Below are 17,074 nucleotides of genomic sequence, written 5' to 3' on the forward strand. Positions count from 1 at the left end.
GTCAGCTCGCGCCGAGGTCCTGCAACGCCTTGGCCGCGCCGCGGTGCAGCGGCACGGGGTCGGTCTTGCGGGCGGTGTCGAGGCTGATGCCCTTGGCCGCCGGGTTGGCCTGGGCCAGCGCGTCCTTCCTGTCGAACACCGTCCGGGCGATCGCGCAGGCCACGTTCGCGTTGAGGTCCTTGCGGACCAGCAGCACGTTCGGCACCACGATGGTCGGGGTGTCGGCCGACGTCTTGTACACGTCCGCCTTGATGGTCCCCGCCTGGTACGCCGGGTTGAGCTCGGCCATCTTGGGCAGCAGCGGGGTGATGTCGAGGAACTTCACCTTGTCGCCGGCCGTGGTGAACAGGTCGGTCACGCCGCCCGTGGGCACCCCGCCCGACCAGAAGAAGCCGTCGATGCTGCCGTCCTTGACGCCCTCGACGGTCTTGGTCAGGTCGAGCCGCTGCGCCTGGATGTCCTTGGCCGGGTCGAGGCCGGCGGCCTCCAGCAGGCGGTTGGCGATGACCTCGGTGCCGGACTTGGGGGAGCCCGTCGAGATCTTCTTGCCCTTCATGTCGGCGACCGAGTTGATCCCCGCGTCGGCCCGCACGACGACCTGCGTGTAGTTGTCGTAGATCCGGGCGAGCGCCTCGACCGGCTGCGGGGCGGTGAAGCTGCCCTTGCCCTGCACCGCGTTGACCGCCGTGTCGAACAGCGAGAAGGCGACGTCGTACTGGCCGCCGACGAGCTGCTCGATGTTCTGCACCGACGCGCCGGTCTCGGCGGCGGTGCCGCTCAGCTTGCCGTCGGTCGCCCCGGAGAGCTGGCCGGCGAGGGCGTTGCCGACCACGTAGTAGACGCCGGTGGCGTTGCCGGTGGCGATGCCGACGCGGGTGCTCTCGGTGACCTTGCAGGTGATCTCGCTGGCGGCGTCGTCCTTGGTGGCGCCGTCCTGACGCCCCCCGCAACCGGCGGCGCCCGCCGCGACGAGCGCCAGCGTGCCCACCCCCGCGGCGATCCGCACGTTGATCCGTCTCACTGTTTCTCCTCCCCATGGGTGACCGTTGCACCTGCTGACGGCACGCCGGTCGGGCCGGCGGTGCCGCGTCTGACGAGCACACCCGCCACCATGACGGCAGCCAGGGCGGCGCCGACGGCGACGGGTACGGGTTCGAGCCAGAGCAGCGTCAGCCCGGCGAGCGCGCCGAGGATCCGTTCCGGCGTGCCGGCCGGGCCGACGCCGGGCAGCCAGCCGCCCGCCGCCACCGCCAGCACGGCGACGCTGAGGGCGGCCACCACCCCGGCCACGGCGATCCGCTGCGCGCCCCCGATGCCGAGCAGCCCGAGGCCCGTCGGCGTGACCACGAAGGCGAGCGGGATGAGGTAGGCCGGCAGGGCGTACCGCAGGGTCTGCCACATGGTCGGCACCAGCCGGCCGCCGGTCACGGCGGCGGCGGCCACGGCGGCGAGCGCGGTGGGCGGGGAGGCCTCGGACAGGACCGCGAAGTAGAAGACGAACATCGCCGCGGCCGGCGCCGTGACGCCCAGGTCCAGCAGGGCCGGACCGATGATCACCCAGCCGATCACGAAGGACGCGGTGACCGGCACGGCCAGCCCGAGCAGGGTGAGGGCGACGGCGGCGAGCAGCGCGGTGAGCGCCAGCACCACGGCCGGATCCGAGCTGACGGCCTTGGCCCCGCTGACCAGCAGCGCCGCGGCCTGCGGACCGAGGCCGGTCTTGGTGGTGGTGGCGGTGATGATGCCCGCCGCGGCGCAGACCGCGCTCACCGCGAGCACCCCGCGCACGCCGGCGCTCAGCGCGGCCAGCAGCCGGGCCGGGGTGAGCCGGTGCCGCCGGTCCAGGAAGGACAGCACCGCGGCCAGGACGGTGGCCACCACGACTGCCCGGGTCGCGGAGAAGCCCACGGCCAGCAGCACGACGATCGCGAGCAGCGACAGGAAGTGGTAGCCGAACCGGCCCAGCAGCCGCCACGGGGAGGCGGTGTCGAGCACCACCGGGCGCACCCCCGAGCGCCGGGCGTCGATCTCGACCGCGAGCAGGATGCCGAGGTAGTACAGCACCGTCGGGACGGTGGCCCAGCCGAGCACCTGGAGGTACGACACGCCCAGGTACTCGGCGATGATGAAGGCCGCCGCGCCGAGGGTGGGCGGGGACAGGATCGCCCCGACGCCGGCCGCGGCGAGCATGCCGCCCGCGCGCTCCGGCGGGTAGCCGGCCCGACGCAGGACGGGCCAGGTGACCGCGCCGATGCTGACCGTCGTCGCCGCGCCCGAGCCGGAGACGGTGCCGAGCAGGAAGCCCGAGGCGACGGCCGTGCGGCCGGCCGCCGTCCGGGAGCGCCGGAAGGCGGCGGCGGAGAGCTCCACGAAGAACCGCCCGGCTCCGGAGAGGTCCAGCACCGCGCCGTAGATGGTGAACAGCACGATGTACGTCGCCGCGACGTCGAGCGGGGTGCCGTAGAAGCCGCTGTCGGAGTTGTAGAAGGCGTCGACGAGCTGCCCGAAGTCGAGGCCGGCGTGGGCCACCGGCCAGGACTGGGGCAGCAGCCCGCCGTAGTAGCCGTAGCCGAGGAAGACCAGGCAGACGGCCGGCAGGATCCACCCGGTGGTGCGCCGGCACGCCTCCAGCAGCAGGAGCAGCAACACGGTGCCCATGGCCACGTCGACCCCGACCAGCAGGCCCTGCCGGTCGAGGAAGGCGTCGTACCCGCCGCCGCCGTCGCCGAGGGGGACCGGCAGCACCGGGTAGAGGCAGCTCACCAGCGCCGCGGCGGCCAGCACCCAGTCGACCACGGTCGGGCCCCCGCCCTCGTCGCGGTCGCCGGTGTCGGGCCGGCTCTCCCCGTCCGCTCGTCGGGCCCCGCGCCGCAGCCGCTCGGGCAGCCGCAGGTCCGCCGGGTACGCCAGGAAGACGACCGGCAGGACGCCGGCCAGGAAGATGACGAGGTAGAACTTGCTGCCCTGCGAGAGCGGGCTGAACACCTGCCAGAGGGCGAGCAGCGCGATCGCGAGCGTGGTGCCGGTGATCAGGACGCCGACCGGCCCGGAGAGGACCCGTCCCGGCTTCTCGTCCTCGAACTGGGCGGCGAGGTCGCGCGGATCGGCGCCGGCGGAATCCGTCTTGTCGGGCGGTTCCGGTGGCAGCGGCATCAAGTCTTCGTTCACGGTGGATCCCGGGCCCACGGAAGGTGGCTGTGGGGCGGGGTCGCCGGAAGAACGTACTGGTGACACGAGGGGGCACGATACGCGAATTGCATACCTTAGGGAATATTGCCGGCCATGATTGCAGCCGGTAATGGCGACGGGTGGACAATTACGCAGAGATACTGCGGTTGTGGTCGCCTTTTGATCGGAATGTAACCCGGAACTGGCGACAATACGGAATGTCCGGCGGCGATTGAATCCGTCTTGTCCACTATGGTCCCGACAACGCCCTCCGGATCTTCCGCCCTGCCCGCCGGCCGACGCGGGCACGCCCGCCCCGGCGGCGCCGCGACGGAGAGTAGTGTCGTCGCTCTCCGTGCGCCCGCTCGGCCGATCCGGCCGCCGAGGGGTTCCCTACCTGGCCACCGCCCCTGTCGGGCCACCGCCCCCTGTCGGCCCGAGGGGCGGCGGGACCCCGCCCCGGTCGGCCCGCGGCGCGTCCCGGTGGCGGGGTCGGGCGTCCCGCCCGACAAACCGGTGGGACGTGTCGGACCGGGCGGTTAGGGTCGGGCGGTGACCACGCCTCAGCCACTCATCCGGGCGCGGGGGCTGGTGAAGCGGTTCGGCGACTTCACCGCCGTCGACGGCATCGACGTCGAGGTGCGCGCCGGTGAGGCCTTCGGCTTCCTCGGGCCCAACGGCGCCGGCAAGTCCTCCACCATGCGGATGATCGGGTGCATCTCCCCGCCCAGCGGCGGTGAGCTGCGCATCCTCGACATGGATCCCGTCCGCGACGGGCCGGCCATCCGGGCTCGGCTCGGCGTCTGCCCCCAGCTCGACAACCTCGACCCGGAGCTGACCGTCCGGGAAAATCTCACGACCTACGCGCGCTACTTCGGCATTCCCCGCCGGGTGGCCCGGGCCCGCTCCGCCGAGCTGCTCGACTTCGTCCAGCTCACCGAGCGGGCCGACAGCAAGGTCGAGCCGCTCTCCGGGGGTATGAAGCGGCGGTTGACCATCGCCCGCGCGCTGGTCAACGAGCCCGAGATCGTGCTGCTGGACGAGCCGACGACCGGCCTCGACCCGCAGGCCCGGCACCTGGTGTGGGAGCGGCTGTTCCGGCTCAAGCAGCAGGGCGTCACGCTGGTGCTCACCACGCACTACATGGACGAGGCGGAGCAACTCTGCGACCGCCTGGTCGTGATGGACGGCGGCCGGATCGTCGCCGAGGGCTCGCCCCGCGCGCTGATCGAGCGGCACTCCACCCGGGAGGTGGTGGAGCTGCGGTTCGCCGCCGAGTCGCAGGAGGCGTTCGCCGGCAAGCTCGACGGCCTGGGGGAGCGGGTCGAGGTGCTGCCCGACCGGATCCTGCTCTACGTCCCCGACGGCGACGCGGCCGTGGCCGAGGTCGGCGCGCTGGGCCTGCACCCCGCCAACGTGCTGGTCCGGCGCAGCAGTCTGGAGGACGTCTTCCTCCACCTCACCGGCCGCACCCTGGTCGACTGAGTCGCGCACGTCCACGGGCGGCGCGGGGGGCGTCAGCCTCCTGCGACTCGTTCCGTAGCATCGGCGGGCCGGCGGCACGTTGCCGGCCGGGCGACGAGCACGGGGGTCTCATGTCGAGGTTGGAGTTCCAGTCCCGCCACCAGGCCGGGCTGGGTGCGCTCTACCTGGGGGTCTTCGCCACCATCTGGTTCAGCGTGCCGGCCGCCGACCAGCCGTTGCGGGCCCTGCTCGTCGTCGCCAGCGGCGCGGCGCTGCTCACCGCCGTGGCCGGAGCGGTCGTGGTGGCCCGGAGCCGGAGGGCCGCCGCCGTCGCCCGGGACCGCGCCGCCGAACGCCGTTACCTGCTGATCGTCGTCGCCGAGTTCGCCGCCGCCGGGCTGGGTGCCGCCGTGCTCGGTCTCGCCGGCTGGTCGGAGTTCATCCCGGTGCTGGTCTGCGCCGTGGTGGGGCTGCACTTCTTCCCCCTCGTGCCGGTGCTGCGCGACCCGCTGCTGCGGCCCCTCGGCGTCGCCATGTGCGCCGTCGCGCTGGCCGGGCTGGCCACCGCGCTCACCTCGGGGGTGTCGGCGGGCCTGGTCGTCGGCACCGGCGCCGGGCTGCTGCTGCTCGGCTCCGCGGTGCTGTCGCTGCTGCGGGCGGTCCGCGGCTGACCGGCCCGCGCCCGGCCTCGCGGTGCCACCAGAGCCGAGCCGGTCGGCCGTGCTGGTCATCGCGCCCTCGCCCAGCTCAGGAAGCGGTCGGCCAGCCCATCCGGCACGACCTGCCCGTTCAGGTCGGCCAGGTCGCCCGTCGCCTCGTACATCAGCGTGCCGAGGTAGATCAGCAGGCCGGTCCGGTTCTCGCGGTACTCGCCGAGCAGCGCCAGCCGGGCCGGGGAGCAGGGCCACGCGGCGCCGCACACCCGGCAGCGCCAGGACGGGCGCGCCGCGACGTGCGGGCGGTAGCGCGGCATCAGCGCGGGCCCTCCCCGGCCCGGCGCGGCGACGGTAGCCAGTGGCCGCCGTTCGCCCGCCACTCCTGCGCCCGGGTCAGCCGCCCCGGGCGTCCCGGGACATCGGTCGGGAAGACCTCCGTCGGCGCGGTCGCCCACGCCGGTCGGTCGTTGGGCGTACGCCGGGGGAGCGTGGCGGGTGGCGTCGAACGCCGGCAGCGCCAGAACCTGAGTCGCATGCGGTGAGCCTCCGTCGAGGTGGGAGGGGGCGCCCTGGACCTCGTTGTCTCCGGGCGCCCCCGGCCTGGTTCCGCCCGCCGTCCGATCCCGTGAGCGGTTCCGCTGCGTGACAGTCTGGTGAGGACCCGACTACGGTGGGAGGTCCCGCGCGCCGACGACCAGGGCGTACGGCGGCCGTGCCCTGGCGGTACGAGGATGTACGGAGGCTGTCCGTGGAACGCTCGTCCATGCTGGACCACTTCGCGGAGGAGTTGCGGCTCGCCCGGGCCACCAGTGGCATGTCCCAGACCGCGCTGGCCGAGGCGCTGAGCTATTCGGGCGCCCTGGTCGCCAAGGTGGAGACGTGCGAGCGCCGGCCGAGCCTCGACTTCGCCCGCCGCTGCGACACCGTGTTCGGTGCGGACGGACGCTTCGAGCGCATCCAGAGACGGATCAGCCGAGAGACCGTGGTGCCGTGGGTCCGCGACTGGACCGGGATCGAGGCGGAGGCGACGGCGCTGCGCTGGTTTGAACCGCTGTGCGTGCCGGGCCTGTTGCAGACCGAGGGGTACGCCCGCGCACTGCTGACCGGTGCCGGCCTGTTCGCGCCGGACGAGATCGAGCAGCAGGTGATGGCCCGCCTGGATCGCCAGGCCGTGCTCACCCTCGACCGGCCGCCACTGCTCACCGCCGTCGTCGACGAGTACGTGCTGCGCCGCCGGATTGGCGGGCCAGAGGTGATGAACGAGCAGCTTCGCCATCTCGTGAAGCTCGGCTCTACCCTGCCGCGGGTCCGAATTCAGGTCGTGCCGCTCTCCGCCGGTGCCTACGGTGGGGTCAACGGGCCCTTCGTGATCGCCACCTCGCCGCACGGGGAGGATGTCGTCTACCTGGAGGGGCAACTCCACGGACAGGTGATCGACCGCGCCGAGTACATGCGGCAGATGGTCGACGTTTGGGAGTCGATCCGTGGTGAGGCACTATCGCAGCAGCAGTCCCTCGATCTGATGGCGGAAGTGGCGGAGACATGGACCTGACCGGCGCCCGGTGGCGCAAGAGCAGCCGCAGCAACGGCCAAGGTGGTGCGTGTGTGGAGGTGGCCGACAACCTGCCCGGCGTGGTTGCCGTACGCGATTCCAAGGACCCGGCCGGTCCGGTGTTGGCCTTCGACCCCGCCGCCTGGCGGGCGTTCGTCTCAGGCGTCGCCCGGCGGTAGCTCGCCTGTCCAGGGAATGGAGACAACCCGCGCGGAGCGGAAACTGCCACGACAGGTGCGTACGCCGGTCGTAGGGTGGCTGCGGCCTGTCGTACCCCAGGGGTAGGAAGGCCGTGGTGGACGGGGGTGGTCGCGTGAGCGTGGCGCAACAGGCGCGGGATCGGGCGCGGCCGTCGCTGCCACGCGTGCCGGCGCTGGCGGTTCTGGCGCACTACCTGGTCGGCTACCGGCGCACCTGGCGGGCCGGCGTCTTCTCGTCGTTCCTGCTGCCGGTGCTGACCGTGCTCGGGTTCGGGGTCGGCGTCGGGGCCTACATCGACCAGGGCGTCGGCGGGGTGCGCTATCTCGAGTGGATCGTGCCCGGCCTGATCGCGTCGACCGCCCTCCAGACGGCGATCGGCGAGTCGACGTGGCCGGTGTTCAGCAACTTCCAGTGGATCAAGACCTACTTCGCGCAGAGCGCCGCGCCGCTGCGGGTGGGCGACATCCTCAGCGGGCACCTGGCGTTCGTGCTGTTCCGGGTGCTCACCACTGTCGCGGCGTTCCTGCTGGTGATGACGCTGTTCGGGGCGCTGCGCTCGCCGTGGGCGGTGGCCACGCTACCGGTGGTGGCGCTGCTCGGCCTCGCCGTCGCCGCCCCGACCTTCGCGTACGCGTCGGTGGTGTCCACCGACAGTTGGCTGGCGATGCTGCTCCGCTTCGCGGTGATCCCGATGACGCTCTTCGCCGGGGTGTTCTTCCCCGTCGAGTCGCTGCCCACGGCGCTGCGCTGGCTGGCGTACGCGACGCCGCTGTGGCACGGCGTCGACCTGTGCCGGGCGGCGACGCTCGGCGTCGCTCCGCAGTGGTCGGTCGCCGGCCACCTGCTCTACCTCGCGGCCTGGGCGGTCGCCGGCTGGTTGCTGGCCCGCCGCGCGTTCCGCCGCCGGCTCGTCGTCTAGGAAGGGTGCTGTGGTCAGTCTCGTCCTGCCCCGGCTGGTCGACGTCGCCGCCGCGACCCGCCGGTCGACGTCGGTGGCCGAGCGCAACGTCGCGGCCCTGAAGTCCGTCTACTGGCTGCTGCTCGTCTCCGGCTTCGTGGAGCCGCTGTTCTACCTGCTCTCCATCGGCGTCGGGGTGGGCGCGCTGGTCGGCGACCTCACGCTGCCCGGCGGCCAGGTCGTCACGTACGCGGCGTTCGTCGCGCCGGCCATGCTCGCCTCGTCGGCGATGACCGGAGCGCTGTCGGAAACGACGTTCAACTTCTTCGGCAAGATGAAGTACATGAAGCTGTACGACGGGGTGATCGCCACCCCGGTGCAGCCGTTCGAGATCGCCCTCGGGGAGTTGGGCTGGGCGATGCTGCGGGGCGGGTCCTACTCGGCCGCGTTCCTCGTGGTGATGGTGGGGATGGACCTGACCACCGTGGCCCGGGCCCTGGTCGCCTTCCCGGCGGCGGTGCTGGTCGGCTTCGCCTTCGGCGCGCTCGGCATGACGATCTCCACCTTCATGCGCAGTTGGCAGGACTTCGACCTGATGGGCTCGGCCCAGTTCACCCTCTTCCTCTTCTCCGGCACGTTCGTCCCCGCCGAGGCGTACCCGTCCCTGCTGCGCTGGGTGGTCGAGGTGACCCCGCTCTACCGCGCGGTGCACCTGATCCGCGGCGTCACCGTGGGCACGGCCGGCTGGGCGTGGGTGCTCGACGTGCTCTACCTGCTCGCGGTGCTGGGTGTCGGCCTGCTGGTCGCTTCGCGCCGGATGGGCAGGTTGCTCTACCGGTAGGTGGTTAATCGTCGCCGCTGCCGGGGCATGTCGGGGGGACATGAGCCGACCAGAGGGAGGGGCGATGGCCTCCGACGAGTCTTCCGCCCGCGGCGGGCGCGACCGCGACGATTCCGGCGCCGCCGGCAGGGCGGGCGGTGACCGACGGACGGGCCGCGCCGACCACAGCCCGGATCCGGCGCGGCGGCACGGCCCCGGGCGCGGCCCGGTCGGGCCCGACGAGGGCCCCGAGAGCCCGACGGCGCTGCCGGGCACCGGGTGGAAGGCGGCGCTGCGGCGCACGCTCCGGGAGTTCCAGGACGACAACCTCACCGACTGGGCGGCGGCCCTGACCTACTACGGGGTGCTCTCGATCTTCCCCGGCCTGCTGGTGCTGGTCTCGATCCTGGGCCTGCTCGGCCCGCGCGCGACGCAGGGCGTCAAGGACACCGTCAACCAGGCCGTTCCGCAGGAGAACATCCGGCAGATCGTCGAGGGGGCGATCAACCAGGCGCAGCAGAGCGGGGGCTTCGCCGGGCTCGCCGCGATCCTCGGTCTGCTGGCCGCCTTCTGGTCGGCCTCCGGCTACATCGCCGCCTTCATGCGCGCCTCCAACACGATCTACGACGTTCCGGAGGGGCGGCCGATCTGGAAGACGCTGCCGATCCGCGTCGGGGTGACCGCGGTGATCGGCGTGATGCTGCTGGCCAGCGCGGTGATCGTGGTCTTCACGGGCGGCTTCGCCGCGCAGGTCGGCGAGGCGATCGGGCTGGGCTCCACCGCGGTGACCGTGTGGAACATCGTGAAGTGGCCCGTGCTGCTGCTCCTGGTCAGCCTGATGTTCGCGATCCTCTACTGGGCCTCCCCGAACGCGAGGCACGGCGGGTTCCGCTGGGTGAGCCCGGGCGGCGTGCTGGCTGTGGTGATCTGGCTGGTGATCTCCGGGCTGTTCGCCCTCTACGTCAGCAACTTCGGCTCGTACAACAAGACGTACGGGGCGCTCGCGGGTGTGATCATCTTCCTGATCTGGCTGTGGCTGAGCAACATCGCGATCCTCCTCGGCGCAGAGTTCGACGCCGAGCTGGAGCGCAGCCGCGCCATCGAGGCGGGCCACTCGCCCGACGAGGAGCCCTACGTCGAGCTGCGCGACGACCGCAAGCTCAGGAAGAAGCGGAACGCCGCCAACCGCCGCTGACCCGACCCCCAGCCCCAGCCCCACCACGCCCCGCCGCCCACCCGGGCGGCGGGGCGCCCTTCTGCCCCCACCCGCACCCCACGCTCCCGCGCCCCGCGATCTTGCACTTTCGGCCCGGATCTCGCCCTGGTGCGCCGCATTTCCCGGGCGCGAACCGCAAGATCGCCGAGGGTGTGCGGGCGGGTGCGGGCGTGCGGGGTTGCGGGGACTTTTGCTCGATCTGACAAAAGTTGGCGTTGGATGTGCTGAAGGTATGGACAGCCGGCGCAGAAGGCTCCTACTGTGTCGGACACAACACATCGGTGATACGTCGATGTGAACGAGGCGCGGGAAGAGGTGAGTCCGGTGCGGACGGTCGACCCCCTGCACGTCCGGCTGCTGCGGTTGCTCCGCGACGAGGGGGCGGTGTCCCGGGCCGAGCTGGGCGACCGGTTGCAGATGCCCCGCCCCCGGCTGCTGGCCGAGCTGGAACGGCTCGTCGGGCTCGGCTACGTCGCCGAGGCGGGGCTCGCGGCCTCCCGGGGCGGCCGGCGCTCCACCCTCGTCGAGCTGAGCCCCCACCTGCGGTTCGCCGCCGTGGACCTCGGCGCCAGCTCCATCGACGTCGAGGTGGTCAACGGCCGCCTGGAGCCGGTCGCCGCGTACGCCGAGCCGGCCGACATCCGCACCGGACCGAAGGTGACCCTCCAGCGGGTCAACGAGCTGCTGCACAAGGCCCGGGTGGACGGCGCCTACGAGCGGCTCGACGCCGTCGGCATCGGCGTGCCCGGCCCGGTCAGCTTCCGCGACGGCGTGCCGGTCTCCCCGCCGATCATGCCGGGGTGGGACCGGTTCCCGGTGCGCGAGCTGCTCACCCGCGAGCACGGCTGCCCGGCGGTGGTCGACAACGACGTCAACATCATGGCGATCGGGGAGCGGCACGGCGGGGTCGCCCACTCCGTGGACGACTTCCTCTTCGTGAAGATCGGCACCGGAATCGGGTGCGGGATCTACCTCAGCGGCGAGGTCTACCGGGGCACCGACGGCTGCGCCGGCGACATCGGCCACATCCAGGTCGACGCGCACGGCCCGATGTGCTCCTGCGGCAACCTCGGCTGCCTGGAGGCCCTGTTCAGCGGCGCCGCGCTGGCCAAGGACGCGACCGCTGCGGCGCGCGCCGGCACCTCGCCCGCGCTGGCCGAGCGGCTCGCCGCGCGGGGCGCGGTGACGGCCCGGGACGTCGCGGAGGGCGCCGGCGAGGGCGACGTCACCTGCATCCAGCTCATCCGCGACGGGGGTCGGCGGGTCGGTGGGGTCCTGGCCGGGCTGGTCAGCTTCACCAACCCGTCGATGATCGTGATCGGCGGCGGGCTCGCCCAGCTCGGGCACATCCTGCTGGCCGAGATCCGCAGCGTGGTCTACCGCCGGTCGCTGCCCCTGGCCACCGGCAATCTCCCGGTCGTCCTGTCCGAGCTGGGGCCCCGCGCCGGCGTGGCCGGCGCCGCCGTCCTGGCCAGCGACGTGGCCTTCGCGGAGGCGTCGTGAACGAGCGCGAGGAGGAGAACGTGCCCGAGAAGCCGGCCGCCGCCACGCCGGCGGATGTCGTCCCCGCCGACGCTCCGCTGGTCGAGGCGCCAGCCGACGCCGTCGCGGGCGAGGTGGTCCTGCGCCTCACCGACGTGGTCAAGACCTTCCCGGGCGTACGCGCGCTGGACGGGGTGCAGTTGGAGGTGCGTGCCGGCGAGGTGCACTGCCTGCTCGGGCAGAACGGCGCCGGCAAGTCCACCCTGATCAAGGTGCTGGCCGGGGTGCACCGCCCCGACTCGGGGCAGGTCGAGTGGCGCGGCCAGCCGGTCGGCTTCGCCAACCCGCAGGCCGCCATGCGCGCCGGCATCGCCACGATCTACCAGGAACTCGACCTGGTCGAGGACCTCTCGGTCGCGGAGAACGCGTTCCTCGGCCACGAGCCGCGCCGGTTCGGCTTCGTCCGCCGGGGACACATGGCCCGGCGTACGCGGCAGATCCTCGGGCGGCTGGGGCACGCGGAGATCCCGCCCGGACGGATGGTCCGTGCGCTGCCCGCCGCCGGCAAGCAGGTGGTCAGCATGGCCCGCGCGCTCTCCCACGAGGCACGGCTGATCATCATGGACGAGCCGAGCGCCGTGCTGGCCCACGACGAGGTGGGCAACCTGTTCCGGATCATCCGGGAGCTGACCGCGCAGGGCATCGCCGTCATCTACATCTCGCACCGCCTGGAGGAGATCCGCGAGATCGGCGACCGGGTGACCGTACTCAAGGACGGCCGGACCACCGCGGCGAACCTGCCGGCCCGCGGCACCCCGACCCGCGACCTGGTCAGCCGGATGACCGGCCGCACCATCGAGTACGTCTTCCCGGACCGCCCGGCGGACCCGGCCGGCGGGGCGGACCTGCTCACGGTCGAGGGGCTGACCCGGGCCGGCGAGTTCGCCGACGTCTCGCTCGGCGTCCGGGCCGGCGAGATCGTCGGCATCGCCGGGCTGGTCGGCTCCGGCCGGTCGGAACTGCTGGAGACGATCTACGGCGCGCGCCGTCCCGACGCCGGCACGGTGCGGATGGCCGGCCGGCCGCTGCGCCCGGGCAGCGTCGGCGCGGCGGTGCGGGCCGGCATGGGGATGGCCCCCGAGGAGCGCAAGAGCCAGGCGCTGCTGCTGGGCGAGCCCGTCTACCGCAACGTCACCCTGGCCACCTTCGCCCGCTACGCCCGCGCCGGCTTCACCGACGCCGGGCGGGAGCGGGCCGAGGCGAACCGGATCGCCGAGAGCCTGGAGTTGCGCCCCCGCGACGTACGCCGGCCGGTGCGCACCCTCTCCGGCGGCAACCAGCAGAAGGTGGTGGTCGGGCGCTGGCTGCTCGGCGACACCCGGCTGCTGCTGCTCGACGAGCCCACCCGGGGCGTCGACGTCGGCGCCCGGGCCGAGCTCTACCAGGTCGTCCGGGGGCTGGCCGCCCGCGGCGTCGGGGTGCTGCTGGTCTCCAGCGAGGTCCCCGAGGTGCTCGGCCTGGCCGACCGGGTGCTGGTGATGCGGGAGGGGCGGGTCGTCCGCGAGGCCCCGGCCGGCGAACTCGACGAGAACACCGTGCTCGACCTCGTCATGGCGGGGTCCCTGATGGAAGGCGCACCGGCATGACCGAGGGTCCTACTTCCACCGAAGCGCCGGAGCGGGCGGCGCAGTTGCCGGCGCAGTCCCCGCCGGTGGACCCGCCGGCCGTCGACAAGGTCTCCACCGCCGGGCGCCTCTCCTGGTGGCGGGGCGACGGCGGCGAGGGCGCCCGGCGCAACCTCGCCCTGCTCGGCGTGCTGGCGGTGCTCGTCGTCATCGGCGCCCTCACCCGATCCGACCTGTACTCGAATCCGGACTGGGTGTGGGACAACATCCTCAGCATCCTCAAGCTGGCCGCCGTGGTCGGCGTGGTCACCGTCGGGATGACCTTCGTGATCATCGGCGGCGGCATCGACCTGTCGGTGGGGGCGATCGTCGCGCTGGCCGGGGTCTGGTGCACGACGGTGGCGACCCAGAGCTACGGCGCCGGCGGCATGATCTTCAGCGCGCTCACCGTCGGGATGGCGGTCGGCCTCGTCAACGGGCTGCTCATCTCGTACGGCCGGCTGGTGCCGTTCATCGCCACCCTGGCCATGCTGGTGGCCGCCCGGGGCCTGGCCGCCGAGATCTCCAACAAGCAGACCCAGGTGTCGGAGAACACCTTCATCAACGGTCTCGCCAGCAACGACCTGCTCGGCATCCCGCTGCTGGTCTACATCCTCGCCGCCGTGGTGGCCGCCGGCTGGGTGCTGCTCAACCGCACCACCTTCGGCCGGCGTACGGTCGCCGTCGGCGGCAACCCGGAGGCGGCCCGGCTCGCCGGCATCAACGTCAAGCGGCACACCCTGCTGCTCTACGCGCTCTCCGGCCTCTGCTGCGGCATCGCCGCCATCATGCTCACCGCCCAGGCCAACTCGGCCCAGGCGGCGATGGCGAACCTCTACGAGCTGGACGCGATCGCCGCCGCGATCATCGGCGGCACGCTGCTCAGCGGCGGGCGGGGCACCATCATCGGTTCCCTGCTCGGGGTGGTCATCTTCGCCACCATCACCAACCTCTTCGCCATCAACGGTCTCTCCACCGAGGCCCAGAACATGGTCAAGGGCGGCATCATCGTCGCCGCCGTCCTGGTCCAGCAGGTCCAGTTCCGCAGCCTCACCCAGTTCCTCGGTCGCAACCGGCTCACCACCACCTGACCCGTACCCGCACCACCGGCAACCGCACCCGATCCGCGCAGCGTCCGGGCCACCCGAGCGACGGTGGCCGGGCCCCGCACGCCCTCGTCCCGTCCAGATCCGCGAGTTTCCTCCACCACCGCGAACCCAGGAGGTCGTCATGACCCAGCACAGTCGCGACGTGTCGCGCCGCCGGCTGCTCTTCGGCGGGGCCGCCGTCGGCGCCGGCGTGCTGCTCGCCGGCTGCACCAGCAACGAGACACAGCCCACCGAGGCGCAGACCAAGGCGGCGGGCGCCCCCGGCGGCAACAGCGAGCCCGGCAAGCGGGTGACGATCGGCTTCTCCGCGCCGGCCGCCGACCACGGCTGGATCGCCGCCATCACCAACAACGCCAAGGCGCAGGCCGGGGCGTACTCCGACGTGGAGTTCAAGGCGGTCGAGGCCGGCGCGGACGCGGCGGCCCAGCGGGCGGCGCTGTCCACCCTCATCTCGCAGAAGCCCGACGTGATCGTGCTGCTGCCGCACGACGGCAAGGAGCTCAACGCCTTCGGCCTGGAGGCGATGAAGGCCGGCATCCCGGTGGTCAACCTGGACCGCGCCTTCCCCGACGCGCGCGCCTACCGGCTCCAGATCAAGGGCGACAACTACGGCATGGGCGTGGCCGCCGCTACCTACATGGTCGAGCAGTTCAAGGCCAAGGGCGTCAGCAACCCGGTCATCGGCGAGATCGCCGGCATGGACGAGCTGGAGCTGACGCAGGAGCGGTCGAAGGGCTTCGTCGACACCCTGACGGCGAACGGCCTGAAGATCGCCAACCGGCGCGCGGCCCGCTTCACGGCCGACTCCGGGCAGCAGGAGGCGGCGCAGCTGCTCCAGGCCCTGCCGAAGATCGACGCCATCTGGAACCACGACGACGACCAGGGCATCGGCGTGCTGGCCGCGATCAACCAGGCCAACCGCAAGGAGTTCTTCATGGTCGGCGGCGCCGGCTCGAAGAAGGCGATGGAGGACATCCAGGCCGACAACACGGTGCTCAAGGCGACGGTGACCTACAGCCCGTCGATGGCCTCCTCGGCGATCTCCCTGGCCCGGCTGATCGGCCAGGGCAAGGGCATGTCCGACCTGGTGGAACTCCAGGTGCCCAAGGAGATCGTCCTCGCCTCCGAGACGATCACCAAGGAGAACGCGGGCAACTACCTGAAGCTCGGGTTCTGACACACGGGGGGAGACCCACCTTGTCCACGACAGACAGGCAACTGCGGGTCGGCATGGTCGGCTACGCGTTCATGGGCGCCGCGCACTCGCAGGCGTGGCGCACCGTGAACCGGGTGTACGACCTGCCGACACGGGCCCGGATGGCGCTGATCTGCGGCCGGGACGCCGGAAAGGTGGCCGACGCCGCCGACCGGCTCGGCTGGGAGGCGTACACGACCGACTGGCGCGACCTCGTCGCCCGGGACGACATCGACGTGGTCGACGTCTGCACACCCGGGGACAGCCACGCCGAGATCGCCCTCGCCGCGCTGGCCGCCGGCAAGCACGTGCTGTGCGAGAAGCCGCTGGCGAACACGGTCGCCGAGGCCCGGGCGATGGCCGCCGCGGCGGCCACGGCGCGGGCGTCCGGCGTGCGGTCGATGTGCGGGTTCAACTACCGCCGGGTGCCCGCGGTCACGATGATGCGCCAGCTCGTCGCCGACGGGCGGCTCGGGGTGATCCGGCACGTCCGGGCGACGTACCTGCAGGACTGGATCGTGGACCCGCAGTTCCCCCTGGTCTGGCGGTTGCAGCGGGACCGGGCGGGCTCCGGCGCGCTCGGCGACATCGGCGCGCACATCATCGACCTGACCCAGTACGTCACCGGGCAGCGGATCAGCGGGGTCAGCGCCGTGACGGAGACGTTCGTCAAGGAGCGCCCGCTGCCGGGCGGGTCGAGCGGGCTGGCGGCCACGGTGGACGGGGGCGCGGTCGACGGCAACGGCGCCGACGGGCACCGCCCGGCCACCGGCACGGTCACCGTCGACGACGCGGCGGTCTTCGTGGCCCGGCTCGACGGTGGCGCGCTGGCCACGTACGAGGCGAGCCGGTTCGCCACCGGCCGCAAGAACGCGCTCCGGGTGGAGATCAACGGCTCCCTCGGGACCGTGGCCTTCGACCTGGAACGCCTCAACGAGCTGGAGTTCTTCGACGCGACGCGACCGGCCGCCGAGCAGGGCTTCAGCCGCATCCTGGTGACAGAGGGGGAGCACCCGTACATGTCGGCGTGGTGGCCGCCCGGCCACATCATCGGCTACGAGCACTCCTTCACGCACCAGATGCGGGACTTCGTCGAGGCGGTCGCCACCGGCGTCGACCCGGCCCCCTCCTTCGCCGACGGGCTCCAGGTCCAGCTCGTGCTGGACGCGGTCGCCCGGTCGGCGGAACTGGGCTCCTCGTGGACGGAGGTGGAGCCCGCGCTGGCCTCGGTGGCCGTCTGAGCCACCTCCGGCGCCGACCGGCGAGGGACCGGCCGCGGTTGCGCCCCGCGGCCGGGACGAGGTCGGCACCGGAGGACGTGCAGCCGGGCCGCCACGGCCCGGTGGCGCACGAGCAGGACGGTCGTCCGGTGCGGCCGGACCGGGATTCCCCAGTCGCACCGGAGGACCGCCACCACCCGGCGATCCCGCCGGGCCGCGTCACCCCACGACGTCCGGTCGGGGCGCGCCGTCGTCCCGACCGGCGGATGCGGGGGAGGCAGGGGCGAGACGCCGACCGACCCTGCCTGCCAGCCCCGTCCGTCCGCGCCCGCACCGGGAGTCGGTCCGGCGTCGTCGCCGCCGACGTCGACACCGGGCCGGTCGGCTCCCCCGGTACGGCCGGCGGACGGGGCCCATCCGTACAGATCC

The 17,074-nt window shown here is 72.8% G+C and carries 15 protein-coding genes; 12 read left to right on the top strand and 3 right to left on the bottom strand.

Features of this window, described 5'->3' with window-relative positions; all coding sequences use genetic code 11:
• Position 1 precedes the first annotated feature (1 nt).
• Both ABZ793_RS02405 and ABZ793_RS02410 read right to left on the bottom strand, forming a co-directional pair.
• Positions 2–1,021 (bottom strand): TAXI family TRAP transporter solute-binding subunit, encoded by a 1,020-nt coding sequence (locus ABZ793_RS02405; protein WP_350712264.1) that lies wholly within the window; start codon positions 1,019–1,021, stop codon positions 2–4.
• The gene (locus ABZ793_RS02410) at positions 1,018–3,153 is read right to left on the bottom strand and encodes a TRAP transporter fused permease subunit (protein WP_357451455.1); all 2,136 of its coding nucleotides are present in this window, start codon (positions 3,151–3,153) and stop codon (positions 1,018–1,020) included. The genes ABZ793_RS02405 and ABZ793_RS02410 overlap by 4 nt, the downstream gene beginning before the upstream one ends.
• Before the next feature lie 567 nt (positions 3,154–3,720).
• Between ABZ793_RS02410 and ABZ793_RS02415 the strand changes: the two genes are divergently transcribed.
• The gene (locus ABZ793_RS02415; RefSeq protein WP_357450704.1) at positions 3,721–4,653 is read left to right on the top strand and encodes an ABC transporter ATP-binding protein; all 933 of its coding nucleotides are present in this window, start codon (positions 3,721–3,723) and stop codon (positions 4,651–4,653) included.
• A gap of 110 nt (positions 4,654–4,763) precedes the next feature.
• Entirely contained in the window at positions 4,764–5,303 is a 540-nt protein-coding gene (locus ABZ793_RS02420; protein WP_357450707.1) for a hypothetical protein, read from the top strand.
• Positions 5,304–5,359: 56 nt separating this feature from the next.
• On the opposite strand, the gene ABZ793_RS02425 is transcribed toward ABZ793_RS02420, so the two are convergent.
• Complete coding sequence (locus tag ABZ793_RS02425) at positions 5,360–5,605, bottom strand: flavin reductase (RefSeq protein ID WP_350712262.1); 246 nt, start codon at positions 5,603–5,605, stop codon at positions 5,360–5,362.
• Between the two features lie 431 nt (positions 5,606–6,036).
• Between ABZ793_RS02425 and ABZ793_RS02430 the strand changes: the two genes are divergently transcribed.
• The 10 genes from ABZ793_RS02430 to ABZ793_RS02475 all read left to right on the top strand — a co-directional run bounded on the left by ABZ793_RS02430 (position 6,037) and on the right by ABZ793_RS02475 (position 16,666).
• Positions 6,037–6,840: a helix-turn-helix transcriptional regulator gene (locus ABZ793_RS02430; protein WP_357450712.1), complete on the top strand. Its 804-nt coding sequence runs from the start codon at positions 6,037–6,039 to the stop codon at positions 6,838–6,840.
• On the top strand, positions 6,831–7,019 hold the full coding sequence (locus ABZ793_RS02435) for a DUF397 domain-containing protein (protein WP_357450715.1): 189 nt from the start codon (positions 6,831–6,833) through the stop codon (positions 7,017–7,019). The genes ABZ793_RS02430 and ABZ793_RS02435 overlap by 10 nt, the downstream gene beginning before the upstream one ends.
• Before the next feature lie 140 nt (positions 7,020–7,159).
• A complete protein-coding gene (locus tag ABZ793_RS02440; RefSeq protein ID WP_357451458.1) occupies positions 7,160–7,960 on the top strand; it encodes an ABC transporter permease in 801 nt (266 codons plus the stop codon).
• A 10-nt stretch (positions 7,961–7,970) separates the two neighbouring features.
• Entirely contained in the window at positions 7,971–8,780 is an 810-nt protein-coding gene (locus tag ABZ793_RS02445) for an ABC transporter permease (RefSeq protein WP_357450718.1), read from the top strand.
• A gap of 64 nt (positions 8,781–8,844) precedes the next feature.
• A complete protein-coding gene (locus ABZ793_RS02450) occupies positions 8,845–9,954 on the top strand; it encodes a YihY/virulence factor BrkB family protein (RefSeq protein ID WP_357450722.1) in 1,110 nt (369 codons plus the stop codon).
• 345 nt (positions 9,955–10,299) lie between these two features.
• Complete coding sequence (locus ABZ793_RS02455) at positions 10,300–11,478, top strand: ROK family protein (protein ID WP_357450725.1); 1,179 nt, start codon at positions 10,300–10,302, stop codon at positions 11,476–11,478.
• 113 nt (positions 11,479–11,591) lie between these two features.
• The gene (locus ABZ793_RS02460) at positions 11,592–13,103 is read left to right on the top strand and encodes a sugar ABC transporter ATP-binding protein (protein ID WP_350712276.1); all 1,512 of its coding nucleotides are present in this window, start codon (positions 11,592–11,594) and stop codon (positions 13,101–13,103) included.
• The gene (locus tag ABZ793_RS02465; RefSeq protein ID WP_357450728.1) at positions 13,100–14,212 is read left to right on the top strand and encodes an ABC transporter permease; all 1,113 of its coding nucleotides are present in this window, start codon (positions 13,100–13,102) and stop codon (positions 14,210–14,212) included. The genes ABZ793_RS02460 and ABZ793_RS02465 overlap by 4 nt, the downstream gene beginning before the upstream one ends.
• A gap of 139 nt (positions 14,213–14,351) precedes the next feature.
• The gene (locus ABZ793_RS02470; protein WP_357450731.1) at positions 14,352–15,407 is read left to right on the top strand and encodes a substrate-binding domain-containing protein; all 1,056 of its coding nucleotides are present in this window, start codon (positions 14,352–14,354) and stop codon (positions 15,405–15,407) included.
• A gap of 20 nt (positions 15,408–15,427) precedes the next feature.
• Positions 15,428–16,666, top strand: a complete 1,239-nt coding sequence (locus ABZ793_RS02475) for a Gfo/Idh/MocA family oxidoreductase (RefSeq protein WP_357450734.1) — start codon at positions 15,428–15,430, stop codon at positions 16,664–16,666.
• Positions 16,667–17,074 lie beyond the last annotated feature (408 nt).

The sequence above is a fragment of the Micromonospora sp. NPDC047465 genome, from assembly GCF_040643125.1.
In the GTDB taxonomy this organism is placed as follows: domain Bacteria; phylum Actinomycetota; class Actinomycetes; order Mycobacteriales; family Micromonosporaceae; genus Micromonospora.

Coding starts and splice junctions, on each gene's coding strand:
- ABZ793_RS02410 (WP_357451455.1), bottom strand. CDS start 3,153: ATGCCGCTGCCACCGGAACCGCCCGACAAGACGGATTCCGCCGGCGCC.
- ABZ793_RS02465 (WP_357450728.1), top strand. CDS start 13,100: ATGACCGAGGGTCCTACTTCCACCGAAGCGCCGGAGCGGGCGGCGCAG.
- ABZ793_RS02435 (WP_357450715.1), top strand. CDS start 6,831: ATGGACCTGACCGGCGCCCGGTGGCGCAAGAGCAGCCGCAGCAACGGC.
- ABZ793_RS02470 (WP_357450731.1), top strand. CDS start 14,352: ATGACCCAGCACAGTCGCGACGTGTCGCGCCGCCGGCTGCTCTTCGGC.
- ABZ793_RS02450 (WP_357450722.1), top strand. CDS start 8,845: ATGGCCTCCGACGAGTCTTCCGCCCGCGGCGGGCGCGACCGCGACGAT.
- ABZ793_RS02425 (WP_350712262.1), bottom strand. CDS start 5,605: ATGCCGCGCTACCGCCCGCACGTCGCGGCGCGCCCGTCCTGGCGCTGC.
- ABZ793_RS02420 (WP_357450707.1), top strand. CDS start 4,764: ATGTCGAGGTTGGAGTTCCAGTCCCGCCACCAGGCCGGGCTGGGTGCG.